Raw genomic sequence first — 23,208 nt, forward strand, 5'->3', positions numbered from 1 at the left:
GCGGGTTGTTGCCTCTCCCACAGGGAAAGGATGAAAAGATAACGCCCTGCCCCGGCAGGGCTTTTTTGTGCGCCATCGCCCATACAACCGCGTGCGGCTCTGAGAGAATCCGTAGCATAACTAAGGTTATGCACAGGAAGTGGATCATGAGTGATATCGCGTTAACCGTTAGCGTGTTGGCCCTGGTCGCAGTGGTGGGTCTGTGGATTGGCAATGTTAAAATCCGCGGCGTCGGATTTGGGATAGGCGGGGTGCTGTTCGGCGGGATTTTTGTTGGCCATTTTGCCGACCAGCTTGGGCTGGTGCTCAGCGCCGAAATGCTCCATTTCATCCAGGAATTCGGTCTGATCCTCTTCGTCTACACCATTGGTATTCAGGTGGGGCCTGGCTTTTTCGCTTCCCTTCGGGTCTCCGGATTACGGCTGAACCTGTTTGCCTTCGGCATTGTGGTGATGGGAGGGCTGGTCACCGCCATTCTGCATAAGCTCTTCGATATTCCGCTGCCGGTGGTGCTGGGTATTTTCTCCGGGGCGGTCACCAATACGCCTGCACTGGGTGCAGGGCAGCAAATTTTGCGCGATCTTGGCATCTCTCCCGGTATTGTCGACCAGATGGGGATGAGCTACGCCATGGCCTATCCGTTTGGGATTTGCGGCATTCTGCTCTCCATGTGGCTGGTGCGGGTACTCTTTCGCATTAACGTCGAAAACGAGGCAAAAGACCACGAAACCACGCTCACCAACGGCCATATGCCGATCAAAACCATCAACATTCGCGTCGATAACCCCAACCTTAACAATATGGCGATTCAGGATGTGCCGATCCTGAACAGCGCCAATATTATCTGCTCACGCCTTAAACGTGACGATATGCTGATGGTACCTGCGCCCGGGACCATTATTCAGCAGGGTGACCTGCTGCACCTGGTTGGACAGCCCGGGGATTTAAACAATGCGCGGCTGGTGATTGGTCAGGAGGTGGAGACCTCGCTCTCCACGCGCGGCACCGATATGCGCGTAGAGCGCGTCGTGGTGACCAACGAGCACGTGCTTGGCAAGAAAATACGCGATTTGCAGGTTAAAGAGCGCTATGACGTCGTGATCTCCCGTCTTAACCGTGCTGGGGTGGAACTGGTCGCCAGCCCGGAAGCCAGCCTGCAGTTCGGCGATATCCTGAACCTGGTTGGGCGCCCGTCATCCATTGATGCGGTAGCGGACATGGTGGGTAACGCCCAGCAAAAACTGCAGCAGGTGCAGATGTTGCCGGTCTTTATCGGTATCGGGCTGGGGGTGCTGCTTGGCTCCATTCCGCTGTATGTCCCGGGTTTTCCGGTTGCGCTCAAGCTGGGCCTGGCGGGCGGACCGCTGATTATGGCGCTGATCCTCGGGCGTATCGGCTGTATCGGTAAGCTCTACTGGTTTATGCCACCGAGCGCCAACCTGGCGCTGCGCGAGCTGGGGATTGTGCTGTTTCTGGCGGTGGTCGGCCTGAAATCCGGGGGCGATTTTATCGATACCCTGGTGAAGGGCGAGGGGATGAGCTGGGTCGGTTACGGGATATTTATCACGGCGATTCCGCTCCTGACGATGGGGATCCTGGCGCGGATGTTCGCCAAAATGAACTATCTGACGCTCTGCGGCATGCTCGCCGGATCAATGACTGACCCACCCGCACTGGCCTTTGCCAACAACCTGCACGCCACCAGCGGCGCGGCGGCGCTGTCATACGCCACGGTCTACCCGCTGGTGATGTTCCTGCGCATTATTACCCCGCAGCTACTGGCGGTGCTGTTCTGGGGGATGAGTTAGCAGATCGTCCGGGTGGATGCGCCGCAGATGGTAGTCCACCTGGTAATCACGGGTATTACGGAACATCACGGAATAATTGAGAAATTCGCCGCTGTCGCTGTAGGAAAGAGACGTTATCCGCAGCAGCGGCGTCTGTTCCGGCAGGTTCAGGTAACCGGCGAGCTGTTTATCTGCCAGCACCGGCGTCAGGCTCTCGTAGTTGCCGCTGATGGTTATCCCGCACTCCTTCTCGATGTAATCAAACTTCGACCCCTCCAGATGTGCCAGTGAAAGCGTGCGGAACAGCTTCACGGGCATAAAGCTGTCCTCCAGCATCAGGGGCTTTCCGTCGACATAACGCACCCGGCGCGAGAAGTAGATGCGCTCATCCACCTGAATGCGGAGCTGGCTGGCGATAGCGGGCGGAGCGGGCATCACTTCGAACTGTAGCACCTTGCTCTGCACCTCTTTTCCCTGCTGGCGCAGCACCTCCACCAGCCCGGTCAGATTGGTGGTTTCGTGGTGGACATCTTTACGCGCCACGAATGTCCCGCTACCGTGTCGGCGTTCAACCAGCCCCCAGTTCACCAGCAGATCCAGCGCCTTCCGAATGGTCATCCGCGCCACGCCAAACTCCTGCGCCAGCGCTTTCTCACCCGGCAGCGGACTCCCGATATTGTAGTCCGACGAATTCAGCCGCAGCCGCAACCTGTCAGCGATAGATTTGTAGATCACCAGTAGACCTCTCTTCCCGTATTAACGCGTGGCTTGCGTCCTGACATGTCCATATTAACAACGAAAAGTAGACCTGACTGGTCAAAATAAAACCATGAATGCGATCACGAATCGCAGCGGCACGTCATGTTCGCCCATGGGTAAATTCTTATGCTCACTTCAGGCCCAGCAAAAAATCATAAAGGCCTCTACCCCCTACAGGTTGTTACGTGAGGATTTAAAAATGCTCAGTCAAATACAACGTTTTGGCGGCGCCATGTTTACCCCGGTGTTGTTATTTCCCTTTGCCGGGATCGTGGTCGGGATCGCCATCATGCTTCGCAACCCGCTGTTTGTGGGCGAGGCCTTAACCGCCCCCGATAATCTGTTCGCGCAAATTGTTCACATCATTGAAGAGGGCGGCTGGGCGGTGTTTCGCAATATGCCGCTGATTTTTGCCGTGGGTTTACCGATTGGTCTGGCGAAGCAGGCGCAGGGCCGCGCCTGCCTGGCGGTGCTGATCAGTTTTCTGACCTGGAACTACTTTATCAATGCGATGGGGATGACATGGGGTCATTTCTTTGGCGTCGACTTCGCCGCTGAGCCCACTGCCGGCAGCGGACTGGCCATGATTGCCGGTATCAAAACGCTCGATACCAGCATCATTGGGGCGATTGTGATTTCGGGGATTGTCACCGCCATCCACAACCGCTATTTCGACAAGCAGCTGCCTGTTTTCCTGGGGATTTTTCAGGGCACCTCGTTTGTCGTTATCCTCGCCTTCTTTGTGATGATCCCCTGCGCCTGGCTGACGTTGATGGGCTGGCCGAAAGTGCAGCTCGGCATTGAGTCCCTGCAGGCCTTTTTACGCTCTGCCGGTGCGCTGGGGGTGTGGGTTTATACCTTCCTGGAACGCATTCTGATCCCTACCGGATTACACCACTTTGTCTACGGTCCGTTTATCTTTGGCCCGGCAGCGGTCGAGGGCGGCATCCAGGTTTATTGGGCGCAGCATCTTCAGGAATTTAGCCAAAGCACGTTGCCGCTGAAAACCCTGTTCCCGGAAGGCGGTTTTGCGCTTCACGGCAACGCCAAAGTGTTTGGCTCTGTCGGGATTGCGCTGGCGCTCTGGTACACCGCATCACCGGAAAACCGCGTCAAAGTGGCAGGCCTGCTGATCCCGGCCACGCTGACCGCCGTGCTGGTGGGCATTACCGAGCCGCTGGAATTCACCTTCCTGTTCATTTCGCCGCTGCTGTTTGCCGTCCACGCTGTTCTGGCCGCCACGATGGCGACGGTGATGTACATCTTCGGCGTCGTGGGCAACATGGGCGGCGGACTGCTGGACCAGTTCCTGCCGCAAAACTGGATCCCCATGTTCCACAACCACGCCTCGACGGTATTCACCCAGATGGGTATCGGTCTTTGCTTCACCGGCCTCTATTTCGTGGTCTTCAAAACGCTGATTGAACGGCTGAACCTTAAAACCCCGGGCCGTGAAGAGAGCGAAGTCAAACTTTACAGCAAGGCGGATTATAAAGCGGCACGCGGGCAAACCACCGCACCGGCTGCCGCCAGCCAGCAGGTTGGGCAAGCCGCCGGATTCCTGCAGGCGCTGGGCGGCGCGGCCAATATCGAAAGCATTAATAACTGCGCCACCCGCTTACGTATCGCGCTGGTCGACATGGCGCAAACCCAAAGCGACGACGTCTTTAAGGCCCTGGGCGCACACGGTGTGGTGCGACGCGGCAACGGCATTCAGGTGATTGTTGGACTGCACGTCCCTCAGGTGCGAGACCAGCTTGAATCGCTGATGAAAACCCCTTCAACAAACGAACAAACTACCCTGACAGAGGCTATATCATGAAAAAATTCTCAGTTGTCATTGCAGGCGGCGGCAGTACCTTCACGCCGGGTATCGTCCTGATGCTGTTAGCCAACCGCGACCGTTTTCCGCTGCGCGCGCTGAAATTCTATGACAACGACGGCGCACGTCAGGAGACCATCGCCGAGGCGTGCAAGATCATCCTTAAAGAGCAGGCTCCGGAGATTGAGTTTAGCTACACCACCGATCCTGAAGCGGCCTTTACCGACGTCGATTTTGTGATGGCACATATCCGCGTGGGGAAATACCCGATGCGTGAAAAAGACGAGAAAATCCCCCTGCGTCACGGTGTGCTGGGTCAGGAGACCTGCGGACCCGGCGGGATCGCCTACGGCATGCGCTCTATTGGCGGCGTGCTGGAGCTGGTCGATTACATGACGCAATACTCCCCGAATGCGTGGATGCTGAACTACTCGAACCCGGCGGCCATCGTGGCTGAAGCGACCCGTCGCCTGCGACCCAACGCCAAAATCCTCAACATCTGCGATATGCCCATCGGCATTGAAGGGCGTATGGCGCAGATAGTCGGCCTTAAAGACCGTAAAGAGATGCGCGTGCGTTACTACGGGCTGAACCACTTCGGATGGTGGACATCCATTGAAGATGCAAACGGCAATGATTTAATGCCGAAACTGCGCGAATATGTCGCGAAAAACGGCTATGTACCGCCCTCTGACAATGCTCATACCGAAGCCAGCTGGAACGACACGTTCGCGAAGGCAAAAGATGTGCAGTCGCTGGATCCGGACACCATGCCAAACACCTATCTGAAATATTACTTGTTCCCGGACTACGTGGTCGCGCACTCCAATCCGGAACGCACGCGCGCTAACGAGGTGATGGATCACCGTGAGAAGCATGTGTTCAGCGCCTGCCGGGCGATTATCGAAGCCGGTGTATCGTCCGCCGGGGAGCTGGAAATCGACGAACATGCGTCGTACATCGTCGATCTGGCGACTGCGATTGCCTTCAACACTCAGGAGCGCATGCTGCTGATTGTGCCCAACAACGGTGCCATTCATAACTTTGATGCCGACGCGATGGTAGAAATTCCGTGCCTGGTTGGTCATAACGGGCCGGAGCCGTTAACGGTGGGCGATATTCCACACTTCCAGAAAGGGTTGATGAGCCAACAGGTAGCGGTGGAAAAACTGGTAGTGGATGCCTGGGAGCAGCGCTCGTACCAGAAATTGTGGCAGGCGATTACGCTGTCGAAAACGGTGCCGAGCGCCTCCGTTGCGAAAGCGATTCTGGATGATCTGATCGAGGCCAACAAAGCGTACTGGCCAGCGCTGCATTAATCGTCCTGACCGGCATCGCCCGATGCCGGTCTCCTTGTCCTTGTCGATTTACGCTATGCTGGAACCTGCCTGTAGCAGACAAGGAATCTTCATGAAAATTTCCCGCCTCGGTGAAGCCCCTGACTACCGCTTCTCGCTGGCTAATGAGCGTACGTTCCTCGCATGGATCCGCACCGCGTTGGGCTTTCTCGCCGCGGGTGTGGGGCTTGACCAGCTCGCGCCTGATTTTGCCACGCCGCTGATCCGCGAAGTGCTGGCGTTGCTGCTGTGCCTGTTTGCCGGCGTGCTGGCCATTTACGGCTACCTGCGCTGGCTGCGTAACGAAAAGGCGATGCGGCTCAAGCAGGATCTCCCCTATACGCGTGGGTTACTCATCATCAGCATGATTTTGCTGGCGGTAGCGGGCGTGGTGATGGTGCTGGTGTTGTATGGTGGATAACCGCAAAGCGCGACGCGAAGCCGACCCCGGCCTGCAGCCGGAGCGGACGTCGCTGGCCTGGCTGCGTACGTTACTGGGGTATGGCGCGCTGATTGCCCTCGCCATCAAGCACAACTGGCATCGCACAGGCGTGCCATTCTGGATCTCACTGGTCGTGCTGGCGCTTGTGGCGATCGTTTTGTGGCGCTATACCCGCAGTCGCAACGTAATGGATGTGACGCAGGACGATTTTGTACAGCCGAAGGCGGTGCGCGATAAGTTCCTGATCGCCCTCGCGGTGCTGTCGTTGTCACTGCTGTTTGCGGTCACCCATCTGCAGTTTATTTTTTCCCTTTAGCCAGGTACTTCGCCATCTCGTCTTCCGGCACCATTCCGCCGCCGGTTGCCCAGACCAGATAGGTCGCGTTCGCGGATGCGACAGGAACACGCAGCGGCCCGGCCATGCCCGCCAGCGCCGACGGCTCAAGGCGAATGCCTTCTTCCTGCGCCAGCCAGCCGAGCATGTCGTACATGCTTTGATCGGAAAGGGTATAGAACCCGTCAAGCAGCCGCTCCATCGCCCGGCCCACAAAGCCAGACGCGCGTCCAACCGCCAGCCCGTCGGCGGCCGTCACGTTGTCGATACCCAGATCCTGCACGGCGATGGCATCATGCAGCCCGGTGTAGACCCCCAGCAGCATGCACGGGGAGTGCGTCGGCTCGGCGAAGAAACAGTGTACGTTATCGCCAAAGGCCAGCTTCAGGCCAAACGCCACGCCGCCAGGACCGCCACCGACGCCACAAGGCAAATAGACGTACAGCGGATGTTCCGCATCCACCACGCGGCCCTGCGCGGCAAACTGCGCTTTTAGCCGCTCGCCTGCCACCGCATAGCCGAGGAACAGCGTGCGGGAGTTCTCATCGTCGATAAAGAAACAGTTCGGATCGCTCTCCGCGGCCTTACGTCCTTGCTCCACCGCCACGCCGTAATCCTGCTCATATTCAACGACGATAACACCGTGGCTACGCAGTTTGGCTTTTTTCCACTCACGGGCATCGGCAGACATGTGCACCGTAACCTGAAAGCCGATGCGCGCGCTCATGATGCCAATGGACATCCCGAGGTTGCCGGTGGATCCCACCGCGATACTGTACTGGCTGAAGAACGCTTTAAAACGCGGTTCCAGCAGGATGCTGTAATCGTCTTCGACGCTCAGCAACCCTGCTTCCAGCGCCAGTTTTTCGGCGTGAGTCAGCACTTCATAGATGCCCCCGCGCGCTTTGATGGAGCCAGAGATAGGCAGATGACTGTCTTTTTTCAGCAGCAGCGTGCCGGGAATGGCCACCCCCGATTCGTTCTCCAGCCTTTTCTGCATCGCCGGGATAGCCACCAGCTCGGACTCGATAATCCCCTGCGTGGCCGCCGTTTCGGGGAACGCTTTTGCCAGATACGGCGCAAAGCGGTTAAGGCGTGCATGCGCATCGTCCACATCGGCTTTGCTCAGCCCGACATACGGCAACCCTTCAGCAAGCGAGGTGGTGCGTGGGTTTAGCCAGGTGGTCTCTTTCAGGGCAATCAGATCCTCAATCAGAGGGAACTGTGCGGTTAAGGTGCTGATAGTTGCGTTTTCCATAGTACGTCTCTTCGCGCTCAGATAATGAAAGAAAGCAGGAATGTGCTGCCAAGTGCAAGTACCGAGGCGATAAACGTCGCCGTCGTATAGTACTTCAGGGTCTCGTTCAGGCTGGCACCGCAGTACTGCTTCACCAGCCAGAAGAGGGAATCGGTCACGATCGTGCAGCCAATGGCACCGGAACCGATGGCAATGGTGATGATCTCCGGACTGACGTTGGGATAGAGCGGCAGCATGGGTGCGACGATGGCGGTTGCGCCCATCATCGCCACCGTGGCCGACCCCACCGCCGCGTGCAGAACCAGCGCCACCAGCCACGCGAGCAGGATCGGGTGCATATTCAGGTTCGACAGAATGTGCGCCAGGGTATCGGCCAGGCCGCTGGTTTTGAGGATGGCGTTAAACGCGCCGCCCGCGCCGATAATCAACAGAATGTTGGCGATGGCGCCAAAGCCATGCTCGGTATGGGTCAGCATCGTACCCATCCCCATATGCTGGCGCAGCCCCAGCAGGTAATAGGCGACGAACACGGCGATGAACATGGCGGTGATCGGGTTACCGATAAATTCCAGCAGCGTATACAGCGTGCCTTCTCTTGCCATATTCAGCTCGGCGAGGGTCTTCACCAGCATCAGGCCAATGGGCAGCAGCACGGTAAACAGCGTGGCTCCCAGCGAGGGCAGCGTATGTTCTTCACGAACATTGAGGTCAGAAAATTCAGCCGGGACGGCTTTGAAGGGCAGGCGATCGCCCAGCAATTTCAGGAACAGCGGGCCGCCAACCAGTGAGGCCAGCAGGCCAACCATCAGACCGTAGACGATAACCGTCCCCACGTCCGCCCCCAGCTTATTCGTGACAAACAGGGCAGCCGGGTGCGGCGGAACCACACAGTGCACCGCCATCAGCGCGGTACAGAGGGGAATGGCCAGCTTCAGCAGCGAGGTATGGGTCTTTTTGGCGATGGAGAAGGCCAGCGGGATCAGCAGGACGACGCCGACTTCAACAAACAGCGTAATGCCGCAGATAAGCCCCACCAGTACCATGATGACATCGGCTGACAGCCAGCGGCAACGCTGAAGCGCTATCCCAATGCGTTCTGCCGCACCGGACACCTCCATCATCTTGCCGAGGATGGTGCCAAGCCCAATCACCGCCGCCAGGAAGCCGAGCGTGCCGCCAATACCGCTTTCAATGGCATTTACCATGTCCAGCGGGCGCATTCCCATCATGGCACCGACAAAAAAGCTCGCCAGCAGCAACGCCAGGAACGGGTGAAACTTCAGTTTTACGATAGTTAATACGATTAACGCGATGCTGATGAGCAGCGTCGCCACAACCCAGACCTGAGCACCCATATCTCACCTCACCCTTATGTTATTTACGGGTATTGGACGAAAAATCAGCGGGTGCTGACAAACGATATAAATTGCCTTTCAGATGAGCCAGATTGGATCAAACACGTGACTGGTCTCAAAAAAGTGCACTTAATGCGTATTTGCTTCACATAAATTCAACTTTGAGCGGTATTCTGAGCAGCAAAAGTCCGTGTGAGAAGTGCGATGAATGACGCAAATGAAGGCCGAAACCGGCTGTTAAACGGCTGGCAGCTGTCAAAAATGTATACGTTTGAAGTGGCCGCCCGCCATGAGTCCTTCGCGCTGGCGGCGGAGGAGCTGTCGCTCAGCCCCAGTGCGGTGAGTCACCGTATCAACCTGCTGGAAGAGGAGTTAGGGATAGCGCTGTTTGTCCGCTCCCACCGTAAAGTGGAGCTGACGCAGGAGGGGAAACGCGTCTACTGGACGCTGAAATCGTCGCTGGATACGTTGAACCAGGAGATCCTGGATATCAAGAACCAGGCGCTGTCCGGCACGTTGACGGTTTACTCTCGCCCGTCGATTGCCCAGTGCTGGCTGGTGCCTATGCTCGGAGATTTCACCCGGCGTTATCCCGCGATCTCGCTGACCATCCTGACCGGCAATGAAAACGTCAATATGCAGCGAACCGGTATCGATCTGGCGCTCTATTTCGACGATACGCCGCCAGCCAATTTGACGCATCACTTCCTGATGGACGAGGCGATTTTACCCGTCTGCTCGCCGGCGTATGCCCGGGAACATGACCTGCTGAAAAACCCCGCCCACCTCAGCCACTGTACGCTCCTGCACGATCGCCAGGCCTGGAGCAACGATTCCGGTACCGACGAATGGCTCAGCTGGGCGGCACATTTTGCAGTGAACATGCCATCATCATCGGGCATTGGCTTCGATCGTTCTGATTTAGCGATTGTCGCGGCAATGAACCATGTCGGGGTCGCGATGGGGCGAAAACGGCTGGTACAAAAGCGGCTCGAACGCGGTGAGTTGATTGCACCGTTTGGGGAGAAAACGCTTAAATGCCATCAGCATTACTACATGTCGACCCTGCCAGGACGACAGTGGCCGAAAATAGATGCCTTTATTAGCTGGCTGAGAGAACTGGCTGGCTGAAGAATTATTACGCTTTGGCGCTACACCAAATGTGAAAAAGCGTGCTAAATACAGGTAATGCTTTTGATTTCTCGCAAGGTACACCGTGTTAAAGCCTTTGATTGCCACTGCGTTACTGTTCTCTTCCGGCTGGGTGATTGCCGCTGAGCCACCGCTGACGGCTGTGCTTTATGCGCAAAAGCTGGGCGTGGGGATGGACGTAGACTGGGCGCGCACCGAGCGCGGCATTCGGGAGTTCGATCCGCTGGTGGTTCGCGATTTTCGTGCGAAGGGTATCAGCCATGTGCGTATCCGCGTGGCCGATGAACCGACGGAAGCGCGGCTGATTCATCTGCGTAAGCTGGTGGAAGCCTGCGAGCAATACGGGGTGATCCCGATTATCGCTTATCAGGCCGATGAATATAAAAACGACCCGAAAGCCGAGACGGAAAAAGAGGTGATTAACTGGTGGATTGCCGTGGCGCACTACTTCGGCCAAAGCTATCCCCTGCTGGGTTTTGACCTGATTTATGAACCGGCGGACAAGCTCAACCATAACGCCGCGTCGCTTAACCGGGTTTACGAGAAAACCGTCAAAGACATTCATGCAATTGATGCTAATCGCATGATCTTCATCGCGCCACGTCTGCGGGCTGCGCCAGAGGATCTCTCCAGCCTGAAACTCCCGGCGCACAGCCAAAATTATCTGCTGGCGGAGTGGCACATTTTCCCGTGGGGTCCGCTAAAGAGTAACGGTAAATATCCGTGGACGTCCGGGACGGTGGCGGAGAAAGCGGCTATCCATAATCGCATTGCGACCGCGCTGCACTGGCAGCAAAAAACCGGTCACGTCAGCTGGGTGGGCGGCTGGGGCGTGGGTGAATCAAATCACTTCACCCCAACCGCATCGCAAATGGCGTTTGCCTCGTTTATGGCCTGCGAACTGCAAAAGGCCAAAGTTCCCTACGCTATCAACGCGGATATTCAGTTTTACGACGGGGAAGAGGGCGCCTGGCGTCCAGCGCCAGAGCCGCTACTGCAGGCCATGATCGCGCCTGTTTGTGAAAAGCCCGGCGAGAAGCCGGGCCATCATGCGGTTAAACCGGCTGCTCGTGATGGGGAACACGCGACGCCAGCGGCAGCCAGCACAGTAAAATCAGCAGCCCCATCAGCGTCATCAGCAACCCCAGACTAGCCTGGCCAGTTTGCGGCATCATCGCCGAGAGCCAGGCCAGCGCGCCGGAACCGATGTTCTGCAGTCCCCCCACCAGTGCGCCCGCCGTGCCTGCGAGGAACGGGAACGGCTCCATTGCGCCGCTGGTGGCGAGCGGGAACAGCATCCCCGCGCCGAAGAAGAACAGCGCCGCCGGGATCAGCAGCGTCCAGACGGTCATCACGCCAAACAGCCCCGGGATCCACATCATCAGACCTGCCAGCAGGCAGCTGATCACCGACTGCCACATCAGCGTTGAGAAACGCTTGTTCTGACGGCCGGCAAACCAGGCACCAAAGAACGCGGCCGGGATGGGCAGAATAAACAGGATACTGACCACCATGCTGCTCAGGCCAAGCCCGGCACCCAGCAGCACGCCGGAGCAGGCTTCAAACACGGCAATACCCGCCAGGCCACCAACCAGCATCAGCAGATAACAGGTAAACGCGCCGTTGCCGAACAGCGTTTTATAGCTGGTGATAAGGCGGGTGCGTGGCGCGTCCGTTGGGCGGGTTTCCGGCATCCACCGCGCCATGCTGAAGGTCACAATTACGCACAGCACCAGCAGGAAAGCGTAGCAGGCACGCCAGGACCACATCGTATCGAGCAGGCCACCAATCAGCGGCGCCAGCAGCGGGCTAACCAGAATTCCCATATTTAACAAACTGTTGGCATGGCGGAGCTGGGTGCCCTGATAGAGATCGCGTGGCAGGGTTCGCGCCATCACCCCACCGACGCCGGTGCCGACACCCTGCAGGGCGCTGGCGGCAATCAATATGGTCAGGTTATGGGTGGTAATGGCAATCACCGTCGCCACCATGAAAATGGACATACCCACCAGAATCACCGGGCGACGCCCGACGCGGTCAGACAGCGGTCCATAGAACAGCTGCGAAACGCCATAGGTCAGCAGATAAGCTGCCATTACGCTCTGTACTGCGCCCTCGCGGACGTTAAGTTCCTTTGCCATATCGGCGATCGCCGGAATGTAGATGGTTTGCGCCATCTGACCGACGGCCACCAGTAACACCAGCATCAACAATAAGTTAACGTTCCTGTGTTTTTTCATGTCGCTGAATACTTTTGCCAAAAGAGAGAAATAAAGAATAAGTGACTACGCATTCCCATAAATGCGCGAGGAATCTACCACAGAGAGATGACAAATTAAGCATTCCTGTGATGAATGTCAGAAGGGGTAAAGGCAGGATTTGTAAACAAGATCGGCAACTAATGTTGCCAGTGATTTATGCCAGGCGCAGCAGGATCGCCCCGCCCGCAATTCCCACTGCGGCCGCGATACGCAGGCCCGCAACCTTCTCTTTTAACAGCACAAATGCGATCAGCGCCCCGAAGAGGATGGATGTTTCACGCAGGGCGGCGACCACGGCCAGCGGAGCCTGGGTCATCGCCCAGAGCGCCAGCCCGTAAGAGCCCATGGTGCCGATACCCCCGAGCAGCCCTTTTTTCCAGTGCGTACGCAGGTATCTGGAAGCTTCGCGTCGGCGTGCCATCATCGCCCAGAAGAGCAGGCAGAAACCATTCATAAAGAAGGTCCATAGCGTATAGCCCAGCGCGGTGTCTGATAACCGCACGCCGGTGCCGTCGACCAGCGTATACCCGGCGATAAAGCAGGCGTTGAGCAGTGCAAGCCAGACCCCCTTACGCGACGTCATGCGGCCGTTCATGGCCATAGCCAGAATCGACAGGCAGATCACGGCGATGCCGGACCACGCGAGCCATGACAGGCTATCTCCCAGCACCAGCACGCTTATCAATGCCACCAGCAGCGGTGCCGTACCGCGCATCAGCGGATAGGTCTGGCTCATATCGGAGACCTGGTAGGTCTTTGCAACCAGCACCGTGTACACCACCTGCAGCGCGCAGGAGACCCCTAAAAACGGCCAGCTGGCAGCAGACGGCTGTGGGGAGAAGGGCAGTAATACCAGGGCGATAAACGCAGCGGAACCGCTAACGCTGATTGCTGAATAGAGCTTGTCTGTACCGGCTTTAACAATGGCGTTCCAGCTGGCATGCAGCAGCGCGGCGAACAGTAAAATGCAGAAGACGGTAATGGTCATGGCGTATCTGGCGGTGAATTGTCACTCAACTGTAACATTCACCACCTGATGCTGCCAGCCGGTCACACCGCGCAAAACAGACGGTGTGTGACCCGTGGTTCATCCGAGACCAGCGTAAAGCCCGCCTGATGATAAAACCCGTATGCAGCGTCCGGCGCGTGGGTATTGAGAAAATCAAACCAGATGCTGGCATCGGCCATTACCACGGTCAGAAGCTGCTTACCAATGCCCAGCCCGCGGCACTTCTCGCTGACGTAGAGATGACGAATGCGGCCGGCGCGCGGTTGCTGGCTGAAGGGATCGCGGTTAAGACCGCATACGCCCACCAGCTTGCCGTTCAAAAAGGCGCCCAGCAGCTTTTCGCCCGGTGCGTTAAAACGGTTTTCACCGCGCTGCCAGTTCTCTTCCAGCCGGCGCAGCATGTTGAAATTCGATGCGATACTTTCGGCCTTTAAGGCGATATAGCCTGGTTCTTCTGGCGTGACAGGCTCAATTAACAGACGCGACATAGCATTCCCTCGTTATTAAAGAGGGGCGGTTGCCCGCCCCTCTCAGGTGCGACTTGAACCTGAATCACCGAAGGTATTTCAGGACAGCATCAAGTAGTTGCAGTACAGCAACAATGAGTTTGAGGATAAGTATCACCATATCCACTACGCTCATACGCGTCTCCTTTTGGTTAAAAGGAGCACGATGCTGGCGTACCTTTCCGCCGCCTGTGACCAGCACCTGGATTGACGTAACACAGTGTGCTCACTTCAGGGGGTTAAGGCACTGACGGCACCACCCGTTTCAGCCAGGACTTCGTTGCGCCGGTAGAACTGCGGCCCCCTCGCTCACTGCGAACACCCTCAGTATAGATAAATACTGTATGCATGAACAGTATTTTTTGGACAAAATTCAGAAGGCGGTCCATACTCAAAAACGTCAAAATCCGTGCCTGAATTGCGCGTTCGTCTTCGATCGCGTATACTTTTTGCGTTGACGTAACACAGTGTGTTCTGCGGCGACCAACCGCAAAACCTCTGAAAAAAAACCTCGCTCAGGCGAGGTTTTTTGTTTTCCGCACGCAACAAACGAAACGTGATCTTCGACGCATTTTTGCGCAGATGAAAATATTTCCATTGTCATGCCCGAAAAGCTGTGTTTGTATAAATTCTATCAATAGATTCCAAACACAGGTCCCCAATGACAGCATCCATGTTCACCTCGACCCTACTAGCAACTGCGCAACCAGCCGCAGTGGTCGTCGTGCGTGTGGTGGTGGTCGTCGGCAATGCGCCGTAGGGACTGGATCAACACACGAATCCAAAACCCCGCCGGCGCAAACCGGGCGGGGTTTTTCGTTTAAGGACCCTCCCCGGAAAGTCGGCCCAGAAGAAAAGGACTGGAGCATGGCAAGTTCGGGCACAACATCCACCAAAACGCGTTTCACGGGCGCGCAGTTAATCGTTCATTTGCTGGAACGACAGGGCATCACCACGGTTGCGGGGATCCCGGGCGGCACGGTGCTGCCGCTGTATGATGCGTTAAGCCAAAGCACGCAGATTCGTCACGTTCTGGCGCGTCACGAGCAGGGCGCGGGTTTCATCGCTCAGGGCATGGCGCGTACGCAGGGCAAACCCGCGGTCTGTATGGCCTGCAGTGGCCCGGGTGCGACTAACCTGGTCACCGCTATCGCCGACGCGCGCCTGGACTCAATTCCACTGATCTGCATCACCGGCCAGGTGCCGTCCTCCATGATCGGTACCGATGCGTTTCAGGAAGTGGATACCTACGGCATCTCTATCCCCATCACTAAACATAACTATCTAGTTCGCGATATCGCCGAGCTTCCTCAGGTTATCAGCGATGCGTTTCGTATTGCGCAATCCGGCCGTCCCGGCCCGGTGTGGATAGACATTCCTAAGGATGTTCAGACCGCAGAGATCGAGATTGACGTGCTGCCGGAGCCGGGTGAACGTGCGCCAGCGCCGCAGTTCAGCGCAGAGAGCGTGCAGGCTGCAGCGGCGATGATTAACGCCGCCAGACGCCCGGTGCTTTATCTGGGGGGCGGGGCGATTAATGCCTCCGACGCGGTACGCCAGCTCGCAGAGAAAGCCAGCCTGCCCACCACCATGACCCTGATGGCGCTGGGTATGTTGCCAAAAGCGCACCCGCTGTCGCTGGGTATGCTGGGGATGCACGGCGCGCGCAGCACGAACTACATTCTGCAAGAAGCGGATTTGCTGATTGTTCTGGGTGCACGTTTTGATGACCGGGCGATTGGCAAGACCGAGCAGTTCTGCCCGAACGCCAAAATCATTCATGTGGATATCGACCGTGCCGAGCTGGGTAAAATCAAGCAGCCGCATGTGGCGATTCAGGGTGATGTTGCCGAGGTGCTGGCGCAGTTGATTCCGCAAACGGACGCTTCCGATCGCGCCGACTGGCGTCAGCTGGTTGCCGATCTGCAAAAAGAGTTCCCGGGCGCTATCCCAACCGAGGGGGACCCGCTGAGCCATTATGGGCTGATTAACGCCGTGGCCGCCTGCGTTGATGACAGCGCGATTATCACCACCGACGTGGGCCAGCACCAGATGTGGACCGCCCAGGCCTACCCGCTGAACCGTCCGCGTCAGTGGCTGACCTCGGGTGGGCTGGGGACCATGGGCTTTGGCCTGCCGGCGGCAGTGGGCGCGGCGCTGGCCAATCCCGATCGCAAGGTGATCTGCTTCTCCGGTGACGGTAGCCTGATGATGAATATTCAGGAAATGGCGACGGCAGCCGAAAACCAGTTAGACGTGAAAATCATCCTGATGAACAACCAGGCGCTGGGGCTGGTGCACCAGCAGCAGAGTCTGTTCTATACGCAGGGCGTGTTTGCCGCGACCTATCCAGGAACGATTAACTTTATGCAGATTGCCGCCGGTTTTGGCCTGCATACCTGCGATTTGAACGCCGAAGCGGACCCTCATGCGGCGCTGCAGGCGGCGATTTCTCGTCCTGGCCCGGCGCTGATCCACGTGCGTATCGATCCTGAACAAAAAGTGTACCCGATGGTGCCGCCAGGTGCGGCAAATACTGAGATGGTGGGGGAATAAGCCATGCAGAAACAACATGATAACGTCATTCTGGAACTCACCGTCCGCAACCACCCTGGCGTGATGACGCACGTCTGTGGGCTCTTTGCCCGCCGCGCGTTTAACGTGGAAGGTATCCTTTGTCTGCCCATCCAGGGCAGCGAGCACAGCCGCATCTGGCTACTGGTGAATGACGATCAGCGTCTGGAGCAGATGATTGCGCAGATCGACAAGCTGGAAGATGTCGAGAAAGTGGTGCGCAACCAGTCCGATCCCACCATGTTTAACAAAATTGCGGTGTTCTTCGAGTAAATAGCGCAAAGCTTGAACCCCCACGCGCTTATCGTTAAGGTAAGCGCGTTTTTTAACCCGCCAGGAACGCGCCATGACCACCATCGCCCTTATTGACGACCACCTCATCGTCCGCTCCGGATTTGCCCAGCTGCTGAACCTTGAGCCTGATTTTCAGGTGGTGGCGGAGTTCGGCTCCGGTCGCGAGGCGCTGGCAGGTTTGCCCGGGCGCGGTGTCCAGGTCTGTATCTGCGATATCTCGATGCCGGATCTCTCAGGACTCGAGCTGCTGAGCCAGTTGCCGAAAGGGATGGCGATCGTGATGCTCTCGGTCCATGACAGCCCGGCGCTGGTGGAGCAGGCACTGAACGCAGGCGCACGGGGATTTCTTTCCAAGCGCTGCAGCCCGGACGAACTGATCGCTGCCGTGCGCACGGTCTCCACCGGCGGGTGCTACCTGACGCCGGATATCGCCATCAAGCTGGCGGCAGGGCGACAAGACCCACTCACCCGACGCGAACGTCAGGTGGCAGAAAAACTGGCACAGGGGATGTCGGTGAAAGAGATTGCCGTGGACCTGGGGCTGTCGCCAAAAACCGTTCACGTTCACCGCGCTAATCTGATGGAAAAACTCGGCGTCAGTAATGACGTTGAGCTGGCGCGCCGCATGTTCGACAGCTGGCAATGAACCCGCTGTTTTCACGGCTGATCGCCGTTGCTGCCAGTTTTTCCATTTTCTCCGCCGCCTGGTTCTGCCTGTGGAGTATCAGCCTGCATCTGGTTGAACGCCCGGAGCTGGCGGTGCTGCTTTTCCCGTTTGGCCTGCGTCTGGGGCTGATGCTGCAATGCCCGCGCGGTTTCTGGCCGGTACTGCTGGGCGCCGAATGGCTGATGCTGATCTGGCTGGCGCAGGAGGTGGCGCTGGCGCACTTGCCTTTACTGGTGACGGGCAGCGTACTCACGCTGATCCCGGTGGCGCTGATCTCCCGTTATCGTCACCAGCGCGACTGGCGCACGCTGCTGCGTCAGGGGGCTGCGCTGATTGCCGCCGCGCTGTTGCAGTCCCTGCCCTGGACCGGCGAGGAGGAGATGCTTAACGCCCTTCTGCTGACGCTGACCGGCGGTCTGACGCTGGCTCCCACCTGTCTGGTTATCTGGCACTACCTCACCAGTACCGTCTGGCAGCCGCTCGGACCGGCGCTGGTCTCTCAGCCGGTAAACTGGCGCGCCCGGCATCTTATCTGGTATCTGCTGCTGTTTGCGATCAGCCTGTGGCTGCAGCTTGGCCTGCCCGATGAGCTGTCGCGCTTTACCCCGTTTTGCCTGGCGTTGCCGATTATTGCCCTCGCGTGGCACTACGGCTGGCAGGGCGCGCTGATTGCCACCCTGATGAACGCTATCGCGCTGATTGCCAGCCAGACCTGGCACGATCACCCCGTCGATTTACTGCTCTCCCTGCTGGCCCAGAGCCTGACCGGGCTGCTGCTGGGGGCCGGGATTCAGCGCCTGCGTGAACTTAACCACTCATTACAAACCGAGCTGGCGCGTAATCGCCGTCTGGCAGAACGCCTGCTGGAAACGGAAGAGAGCGTCCGGCAGGAGGTGGCCCGCGAGTTGCACGATGACATCGGCCAGACCATTACCGCCATTCGTACTCAGGCAGGCATCGTTCAGCGTCTGGCGGCCGAAAACGCTGGCGTAAAGCAGGGCGGGGCACATATCGAACAGCTCTCTCTTGGTGTGTATGACTCGGTGCGGCGACTGCTTGGCAGGCTGCGACCGCGCCAGCTGGACGATCTTACGCTTGAGCAGGCGGTACGGTCTCTGATGCGCGAGATGGAGCTGGAAAGCCGCGGGATCGTCAGTCATCTTGACTGGCGCATCAATGAATCTTTGCTGAGCGAGGGCCAGCGCGTCACGCTGTTCCGCGTCTGTCAGGAAGGGCTGAATAATATTGTTAAGCACGCCAGCGCCAGCGCGGTAACGCTGCAGGGATGGCAACAGGATGAACGCCTGATGCTGGTGATTGAAGATGATGGCTGCGGTCTGCCGCCGGGCTCCGGCCAACTGGGTTTTGGCCTGGCGGGCATGCGTGAGCGCGTCAAGGCGTTGGGTGGCACCCTGACGATCTCCTGCACCCACGGCACGCGCGTCAGCGTCAGTTTACCGCTGAGGAGTCAGCATGTTTAAAACCCCGGCGAATGCCGCCCCGCTAAACGATAAACGTGAAATTGACGCCCGCTATCGTTACTGGCGTCGCCATATCCTGATCACCATCTGGCTGGGGTATGCGCTTTTTTACTTTACCCGCAAAAGTTTCAACGCCGCCGCGCCGGAAATCCTAGCCAGCGGGGTGATGACACGCACCGATATTGGCCTGCTGGCGACGCTGTTTTACATCACCTACGGCCTGTCGAAGTTCTTCTCCGGTATCGTCAGCGACCGCTCGAATGCCCGTTATTTTATGGGCTCTGGACTCATTGCCACCGGGGTGGTGAACATTCTGTTTGGCTTCTCCACCTCGCTCTGGGCCTTTGCGCTGCTGTGGGCGTTGAACGCCTTTTTCCAGGGATGGGGCGCGCCGGTGTGTGCCCGTCTGCTCACCGCCTGGTACTCGCGCAACGAGCGTGGCGGCTGGTGGGCTATCTGGAACACGGCGCATAACGTCGGGGGGGCGCTTATTCCGATGGTGGTCGGGGCGGCGGCGCTGCACTACGGCTGGCGCACGGGAATGATGATTGCCGGCGGGCTGGCGATCGTTGCCGGGCTGTTTCTTTGCTGGCGACTGCGTGACAGGCCACAAACCGTGGGCCTGCCCGCGGTAGGCGACTGGCGGCGCGACGAGATGGAAGTCGCTCAACAGCAGGAAGGTGCAGGGCTGACGCGTAAAGAGATCCTCACCAAATATGTGCTGTTAAATCCCTATATCTGGTTACTCTCCCTCTGCTACGTGCTGGTCTACGTGGTGCGTGCGGCGATCAACGACTGGGGCAATCTGTATATGTCCGAAACCCTGGGCGTCGATCTGGTGACCGCCAACTCGGCGGTGACGATGTTCGAGCTGGGCGGCTTTATCGGCGCGCTGGTGGCGGGCTGGGGCTCGGATAAGCTCTTCAACGGTAACCGCGGGCCGATGAACCTGATCTTCGCCGCCGGGATTTTGCTTTCCGTTGGTTCGCTATGGCTGATGCCGTTTGCCAGCTACGTGATGCAGGCGGCGTGTTTCTTCACCACCGGCTTTTTCGTCTTTGGTCCACAGATGCTGATCGGCATGGCGGCGGCGGAGTGTTCGCACAAAGACGCAGCGGGGGCAGCGACGGGCTTTGTCGGGCTGTTTGCTTACCTCGGCGCATCGCTCTCCGGCTGGCCGCTGGCGCGGGTGATCGACGTCTGGCACTGGAGCGGTTTCTTCGCCGTGATCGCCATCGCGGCAGGAATTTCGGCCCTGCTGTTGCTGCCGTTCCTGCATGCGCAGGCGCCGCGCGAGGCACACGAAGCGTGATGTGCTTCACCTTTTCATCCCGAATGGCGCAAAACTAAGAAATTTTCCTGGTTTCACCTGGACGCTGTCTCAGGCGTCGCTCCCGGCTGGTTTTTACAATGCTGCAAAAATCAGCTCAGGAGTAAACCAATCATGCTGGCCTTCTTAAATCAGGTGCGCAAGCCGACCCTGGATCTGCCGCTCGATGTGCGGCGTAAAATGTGGTTCAAACCGTTCATGCAGTCTTACCTGGTGGTCTTTATCGGCTACCTGACCATGTACCTGATCCGCAAAAACTTTAACATCGCGCAGAACGACATGATCTCAACCTACGGGCTGAGCATGACGCAGCTGGGGATGATTGGCCTGGGCTTCTCCATCACTTACGGCGTGGGTAAAACCGTCGTCTCCTACTACGCGGACGGCAAAAACACCAAGCAGTTCCTGCCGTTTATGCTGATCCTCTCCGCCATCTGTATGCTCGGCTTCAGCGCCAGCATGGGCGCGGGCTCCGTCAGCCTGTTCATGATGATCGCCTTCTACGCCCTGAGCGGTTTCTTCCAGAGTACCGGCGGGTCGTGCAGTTACTCCACCATCACCAAATGGACCCCTCGCCGCAAGCGTGGTTCGTACCTCGGCATGTGGAACATCTCCCACAACCTCGGCGGGGCGGGTGCGGCAGGCGTGGCGCTGTTCGGCGCAAACTACCTGTTCGACGGCCACGTGATCGGCATGTTTATCTTCCCGTCGATTATCGCCCTGATTGTCGGCTTTATCGGCCTGCGCTACGGCAGCGACTCCCCGGAATCGTACGGCCTCGGCAAAGCCGAAGAGCTGTTCGGCGAGGAGATCAGCGAAGAGGACAAAGAGACCGAAGAAAACGAGATGTCCAAATGGCAGATCTTTGTTGAGTACGTGCTGAAAAACAAAGTGATCTGGCTGCTCTGTTTCTCCAACATCTTCCTGTACGTGGTGCGTATCGGTATCGACCAGTGGTCCACCGTGTATGCCTTCCAGGAGCTGAAGCTCTCCAAAGAAGTTGCGATTCAGGGCTTCACCCTGTTCGAAGTGGGCGCGCTGGTCGGCACGCTGCTGTGGGGCTGGCTCTCGGACCTCGCCAATGGTCGCCGTGCGCTGGTAGCCTGCGTCGCGCTGGCGCTGATTATCGCCACGCTCGGCGTCTACCAGCACGCCAGCAACCAGTACGTTTACCTGGCGTCCCTGTTCGCGCTCGGCTTCCTGGTGTTTGGTCCACAGCTGCTGATCGGCGTGGCAGCAGTCGGCTTCGTACCGAAAAAAGCGATCGGCGCTGCCGATGGAATTAAAGGCACCTTCGCCTACCTGATCGGTGACAGCTTCGCCAAGCTGGGTCTGGGTATGATCGCCGACGGCACGCCGATTTTCGGCCTCACCGGCTGGGCGGGCACCTTTGCCGCGCTGGATGCCGCCGCCATCGGCTGTATCGTCCTGATGGCGATGGTCGCGGTGCTGGAAGAACGTAAGATCCGCCGTGAAAATCGGATGCAGAAATTAAAAGTAGCCTGAGTGTGCAGGTAACTTCTTTGCCCGGTTGACCGCCGGGCTTTTTTTTACATTCCACCTTTACCCCCCTTTACAGACCCGCTCCCTGCAATGCTCTACATTTTAATTTTGCTGCCGCACCCCGCGGCTTTTGTCCGTTTTGTTATGGAGAGCTTGCATGGTAAACCGACGACTATCCTGTCTTGCGCTATTGGTGGCGCTTGCCTCCCCCGCCCTGGCGGCGGATGCGCCGACGTACGGTGAGAAGCTGGAGGGGTTTGATTACGCCTGGCCGGTTAAGCATTTCACCTTTACCTCGCAACATCAGCCGCTTGATATGGCCTATCTGGACGTTAAGCCAGAAAAACCCAACGGCCGCACCGTGGTGCTGATGCACGGTAAAAACTTCTGCGCCGGAACGTGGGAGGGGACTATCCGCGCACTTTCCGCCAGCGGATACCGCGTGGTGGCACCAGACCAGATTGGTTTTTGTAAATCCACCAAACCCGAGCATTACCAGTACACCTTCCAGCAGCTGGCGGATAACACCCACGCGTTGCTTAAGCAGCTCGGCGTCGATCGCGTGACGGTTATTGGGCACTCGACCGGCGGCATGCTGGCGACCCGCTACGCGCTCATGTGGCCGCAGGAAGTGGAACAGCTGGTGATGGTTAACCCGATTGGTTTAGAAGACTGGAAAGCCCGCGGCGTACCGCATATTACGGTCGATCAGTGGTATCAGCGTGAACTTAAAACCAGCGCCGATGGTATTCGTCAGTACGAGAAAAATACCTACTATGCCGGGGAGTGGAAGCCGGAGTATGAGCGTTGGGTGACGATGCTGGCCGGGCTAAACAATGGGCCGGGCAAAACGCGTGTCGCCTGGAACTCAGCCCTGCTTTACGACATGATTTATACCCAGCCGGTGATCTACGAATTTGGTGAACTGAAGATGCCGGTATTATTGATGATCGGCACCAAAGACAACACCGCCATCGGGAAAGACCTCGCCCCGCCGGCGATCCGCAAGACGCTGGGCAACTATGCAGTACTGGGTAAGGAGACGGAAAAACGTATTCCGCATGCGACGCTGGTTGAGTTTAACGACATGGGCCATGCGCCACAGATGCAGGACCCTCAGCGCTTCCATGACGCGCTGCTGAAAGGGCTGCAGGCACGCTGACCGGTCTAAAGCAACAGCCCCGCAGCCTGTTCTGCGCGGGCTGTCTTCGGCGCACTACACGCCAGCATACCTGGTGCTGCCCTCATAACGGTTTTCCACCTTTTTTCACTGCACTATTATGGCCTTGCCCGCTGTCGACGCCGCGCGTTTCCCGCTATGATGAGCGGCTGACGTA

General features: G+C 57.9%; 22 protein-coding genes. 15 read left to right on the top strand and 7 right to left on the bottom strand.

Translation table 11 applies throughout. The annotated features are described in order from the left end of the window. Nucleotides 1-146 precede the first annotated feature (146 nt). A complete protein-coding gene (locus L462_RS04485; protein ID WP_020882744.1) occupies nt 147-1,808 on the top strand; it encodes a putative transporter in 1,662 nt (553 codons plus the stop codon). Here the strand turns inward: L462_RS04485 and L462_RS04480 are convergent. Beyond that, nucleotides 1,776-2,522, bottom strand: a complete 747-nt coding sequence (locus L462_RS04480; RefSeq protein ID WP_014167973.1) for a GntR family transcriptional regulator — start codon at nt 2,520-2,522, stop codon at nt 1,776-1,778. The two genes, L462_RS04485 and L462_RS04480, sit on opposite strands and share 33 nt — an antisense overlap. Nucleotides 2,523-2,745: 223 nt before the next feature. Between L462_RS04480 and L462_RS04475 the strand changes: the two genes are divergently transcribed. The 4 genes from L462_RS04475 to L462_RS04460 all read left to right on the top strand — a co-directional run bounded on the left by L462_RS04475 (nt 2,746) and on the right by L462_RS04460 (nt 6,463). Next, nucleotides 2,746-4,368, top strand: a complete 1,623-nt coding sequence (locus L462_RS04475) for an alpha-glucoside-specific PTS transporter subunit IIBC (RefSeq protein ID WP_020882743.1) — start codon at nt 2,746-2,748, stop codon at nt 4,366-4,368. Next, nucleotides 4,365-5,687: a 6-phospho-alpha-glucosidase gene (locus L462_RS04470; protein WP_032679292.1), complete on the top strand. Its 1,323-nt coding sequence runs from the start codon at nt 4,365-4,367 to the stop codon at nt 5,685-5,687. The genes L462_RS04475 and L462_RS04470 overlap by 4 nt, the downstream gene beginning before the upstream one ends. A gap of 91 nt (nt 5,688-5,778) precedes the next feature. After that, the gene (locus L462_RS04465) at nt 5,779-6,126 is read left to right on the top strand and encodes a YidH family protein (protein ID WP_020882741.1); all 348 of its coding nucleotides are present in this window, start codon (nt 5,779-5,781) and stop codon (nt 6,124-6,126) included. Then, complete coding sequence (locus tag L462_RS04460; protein WP_014167977.1) at nt 6,116-6,463, top strand: DUF202 domain-containing protein; 348 nt, start codon at nt 6,116-6,118, stop codon at nt 6,461-6,463. Before L462_RS04465 ends, L462_RS04460 begins: the two co-directional genes overlap by 11 nt. Here the strand turns inward: L462_RS04460 and dsdA are convergent. Then, nucleotides 6,447-7,739, bottom strand: a complete 1,293-nt coding sequence (dsdA, locus tag L462_RS04455; RefSeq protein WP_032679293.1) for a D-serine ammonia-lyase — start codon at nt 7,737-7,739, stop codon at nt 6,447-6,449. The genes L462_RS04460 and dsdA overlap by 17 nt on opposite strands. Nucleotides 7,740-7,756: 17 nt before the next feature. Then, on the bottom strand, nt 7,757-9,094 hold the full coding sequence (dsdX, locus tag L462_RS04450; RefSeq protein ID WP_014167979.1) for a D-serine transporter DsdX: 1,338 nt from the start codon (nt 9,092-9,094) through the stop codon (nt 7,757-7,759). A 204-nt stretch (nt 9,095-9,298) separates the two neighbouring features. Between dsdX and dsdC the strand changes: the two genes are divergently transcribed. Both dsdC and L462_RS04440 read left to right on the top strand, forming a co-directional pair. After that, entirely contained in the window at nt 9,299-10,225 is a 927-nt protein-coding gene (gene dsdC / locus L462_RS04445; RefSeq protein ID WP_025206531.1) for a DNA-binding transcriptional regulator DsdC, read from the top strand. Between the two features lie 85 nt (nt 10,226-10,310). Continuing rightward, nucleotides 10,311-11,399, top strand: coding sequence for a cellulase family glycosylhydrolase (locus L462_RS04440; protein ID WP_032679294.1), 1,089 nt, complete (start codon nt 10,311-10,313; stop codon nt 11,397-11,399). On the opposite strand, the gene emrD is transcribed toward L462_RS04440, so the two are convergent. From emrD to tisB, 4 genes are all read right to left on the bottom strand, one after another. Continuing rightward, nucleotides 11,302-12,486 carry a multidrug efflux MFS transporter EmrD gene (emrD, locus tag L462_RS04435; protein WP_020882737.1) on the bottom strand — a complete coding sequence of 395 codons (1,185 nt, stop codon included), beginning with the start codon at nt 12,484-12,486 and terminating at the stop codon, nt 11,302-11,304. The genes L462_RS04440 and emrD overlap by 98 nt on opposite strands. Before the next feature lie 175 nt (nt 12,487-12,661). After that, nucleotides 12,662-13,495, bottom strand: a complete 834-nt coding sequence (locus L462_RS04430; protein WP_020882736.1) for an EamA family transporter — start codon at nt 13,493-13,495, stop codon at nt 12,662-12,664. A gap of 62 nt (nt 13,496-13,557) precedes the next feature. Continuing rightward, complete coding sequence (locus L462_RS04425) at nt 13,558-14,004, bottom strand: GNAT family N-acetyltransferase (protein ID WP_014167984.1); 447 nt, start codon at nt 14,002-14,004, stop codon at nt 13,558-13,560. Nucleotides 14,005-14,068: 64 nt separating this feature from the next. After that, entirely contained in the window at nt 14,069-14,158 is a 90-nt protein-coding gene (tisB, locus tag L462_RS24665; RefSeq protein ID WP_020684667.1) for a type I toxin-antitoxin system toxin TisB, read from the bottom strand. Between the two features lie 525 nt (nt 14,159-14,683). Between tisB and ivbL the strand changes: the two genes are divergently transcribed. From ivbL to L462_RS04390, 8 genes are all read left to right on the top strand, one after another. Continuing rightward, nucleotides 14,684-14,782 carry an ilvB operon leader peptide IvbL gene (gene ivbL / locus L462_RS24670; protein ID WP_071605430.1) on the top strand — a complete coding sequence of 33 codons (99 nt, stop codon included), beginning with the start codon at nt 14,684-14,686 and terminating at the stop codon, nt 14,780-14,782. Between the two features lie 107 nt (nt 14,783-14,889). Beyond that, nucleotides 14,890-16,578, top strand: coding sequence for an acetolactate synthase large subunit (gene ilvB / locus L462_RS04420; protein ID WP_020882735.1), 1,689 nt, complete (start codon nt 14,890-14,892; stop codon nt 16,576-16,578). A 3-nt stretch (nt 16,579-16,581) separates the two neighbouring features. Then, the gene (gene ilvN / locus L462_RS04415; protein ID WP_014167986.1) at nt 16,582-16,869 is read left to right on the top strand and encodes an acetolactate synthase small subunit; all 288 of its coding nucleotides are present in this window, start codon (nt 16,582-16,584) and stop codon (nt 16,867-16,869) included. A gap of 73 nt (nt 16,870-16,942) precedes the next feature. Continuing rightward, nucleotides 16,943-17,536, top strand: coding sequence for a transcriptional regulator UhpA (gene uhpA / locus L462_RS04410; protein WP_014167987.1), 594 nt, complete (start codon nt 16,943-16,945; stop codon nt 17,534-17,536). Then, complete coding sequence (uhpB, locus tag L462_RS04405; RefSeq protein ID WP_020882734.1) at nt 17,533-19,038, top strand: signal transduction histidine-protein kinase/phosphatase UhpB; 1,506 nt, start codon at nt 17,533-17,535, stop codon at nt 19,036-19,038. The genes uhpA and uhpB overlap by 4 nt, the downstream gene beginning before the upstream one ends. After that, on the top strand, nt 19,031-20,350 hold the full coding sequence (locus tag L462_RS04400) for an MFS transporter (RefSeq protein WP_032679295.1): 1,320 nt from the start codon (nt 19,031-19,033) through the stop codon (nt 20,348-20,350). The genes uhpB and L462_RS04400 overlap by 8 nt, the downstream gene beginning before the upstream one ends. A 132-nt stretch (nt 20,351-20,482) precedes the next feature. Continuing rightward, nucleotides 20,483-21,874 carry a hexose-6-phosphate:phosphate antiporter gene (gene uhpT / locus L462_RS04395; RefSeq protein ID WP_020882733.1) on the top strand — a complete coding sequence of 464 codons (1,392 nt, stop codon included), beginning with the start codon at nt 20,483-20,485 and terminating at the stop codon, nt 21,872-21,874. A 154-nt stretch (nt 21,875-22,028) separates the two neighbouring features. Beyond that, nucleotides 22,029-23,033 carry an alpha/beta fold hydrolase gene (locus tag L462_RS04390; RefSeq protein ID WP_020882732.1) on the top strand — a complete coding sequence of 335 codons (1,005 nt, stop codon included), beginning with the start codon at nt 22,029-22,031 and terminating at the stop codon, nt 23,031-23,033. The last annotated feature ends 175 nt before the right edge of the window (nt 23,034-23,208 follow it).

Source organism: Enterobacter sp. BIDMC 26 (assembly GCF_000534435.1).
Taxonomy (GTDB): Bacteria; Pseudomonadota; Gammaproteobacteria; order Enterobacterales; family Enterobacteriaceae; genus Enterobacter; species Enterobacter ludwigii.